We start from the raw sequence: 1,832 nt of genomic DNA, 5'->3' as shown, positions 1-1,832 counted from the left end.
ATAAAGCCTTGTTTAATTTTATCACCTTCAAATATGCGCTCAACGACTCTTCTTTCTTTTAATACAAATTCCATGTCTTCAAAGTATTGATCACATTCATCTAAGCCAAAATAGGAATGGATTACTGGTTCGTCATCCATTTGTTCATATTGATTATCACCCAAATGAGGACCTTGCCCACAGCGAAAATCATCGACGGATAAAAAATTCACGAATAGTAAACCATTTGGTTTCAATACTCTCTTCATCTCTTCTAAAGCAATCTTGATATTACGCTTCTTCATGTGAAATATGGAATTATAGGAATATACAAAGTCAAAACTTTCATCATCAAATTTCAGTTTTGTCATATCACCAAATTCTATATTTAAAATCTGATTCATTTCCTCTGCAAATAGCTGTGCTCTTTCAACTTGCTTCTCATCAAAATCTATACCATAAGTGATGAATCCCTGTGATTTAAATAAACTCAAAGGAGGCATAGAGCCACCTGCACCACAATCTAGTACCGAGCTTCTCTCTTGTTTTTTTTCATTATTGCAGTATTCTAAAAACCTATATAATGGTGTCTGTTTAAAAATTAAATTGTTTTTCATATTATATTCCCTCCATTCACACCGTCAAGTACTGGGCATAAAGTTGCCGCTAATAACGAAGTCACAATTTCTTATCAATACTCGTAATCGCTAAATACTCTGTCGCCATTGCAAATCCAATTTCATATACTTCATCTCTATGTTGATTCAGTCTTTGTCTAAATCCATCTTTAATATTGGACTCTTGAAGCTCGTCTATTTTTTTATTCAAAGCTGAAAATGTGTTATCTAAGATTTCCTTTTCATCTCCTAGGTCTTGCTCATCTTGAACAAGGTATTCAGCTTCACCTAAAATCGATAAATCTAAATCGGTGAACAGATTCTTTATTTCGCTTTTTTTATATGTATGTGCATGGTGAACGCCTAAAGCACTATCTATTTCAGCGCATAGATGATGTATCCATACGTGTACATTTTGTTTCTCAGACTGGTTTTCATTAATCATTTCGTGAACTACAATATAACCACCCGGTTTTACAACACGTTTCATTTCCTCTAATACTTTCTTAGGATCTGGTAAATGATGCAGCGTGTTTGAAATGAATGCAATATCGAATACGTTGCTGCCAAACGCCATCCTTTCACCATTCATTACATGTAACTCAACATTTTTATCCTTAAATATCTCGGATGCCATATCAAGATGTGATTGTTCAGTGTCTATACCTGTATAATGTGTATCTGTGTCAAAGCAATCAACTAGAACACTTAGGAAATCACCTCTACCTACACCAACTTCTAAGACTTTATTGATTTTCTCATTTCCTATAATTCGCTCTAATTCGATTTTAACTGCACCCATTTTGATGACCTCCATTTTTGCTCTCAATCTGATAATGTTTTCTTAACATTCTTATAATGTATTTTGGATTATAATTTCTATAATATAGGTAATTTATATCCTAATGGTGTTCTACATGTCTGTATCGTCTAAAATAGAAATAAGTATCGCTTTCCATGTTGGGTTGTTTATGCCCAATTGGCGTTCTTTTTTCAAACAATTCAAATCCACATTTCTCAGCAAGTTTACAAGAAGGAACGTTTGCACAATCAATCGTTAAAATAAGATACTTAAGATCTGAAACCTTGAAACACCAATCTACTAATGCTTCTATTGCTTCTTTTGTATATCCATTTCTTTGATAATCTTCTGACATAAAATAGGCTACTTCAACTTCATTTAGAGTATCTTCAAGACCCATTCCAACCATACCAATCATTTCGTCTGTACTTGGT

General features: G+C 33.4%; 3 protein-coding genes. All 3 read right to left on the bottom strand.

Annotated features, from left to right (window positions below; genetic code table 11):
- Nucleotides 1–596: class I SAM-dependent methyltransferase (locus AC220I_RS21980; RefSeq protein ID WP_486726008.1), on the bottom strand; the 596-nt coding region annotated here is incomplete at its 3' end.
- 61 nt (nt 597–657) lie between these two features.
- Nucleotides 658–1,398: a class I SAM-dependent methyltransferase gene (locus tag AC220I_RS21975; RefSeq protein ID WP_486726007.1), complete on the bottom strand. Its 741-nt coding sequence runs from the start codon at nt 1,396–1,398 to the stop codon at nt 658–660.
- A 100-nt stretch (nt 1,399–1,498) separates the two neighbouring features.
- The coding region (locus AC220I_RS21970) for a GNAT family N-acetyltransferase (protein WP_486726006.1) at nt 1,499–1,832 on the bottom strand (334 nt) is incomplete at its 5' end.

The organism is Fusibacter sp. (genome assembly GCF_057447755.1).
The sequence above is the reverse complement of the archived record's forward strand: the minus strand, read 5'-3'. Positions and strand labels throughout refer to the sequence as shown.

Excerpts from the sequence above, each read along its gene's own strand:
- AC220I_RS21975 (WP_486726007.1), bottom strand. The coding sequence starts at position 1,398 with ATGGGTGCAGTTAAAATCGAATTAGAGCGAATTATAGGAAATGAGAAA.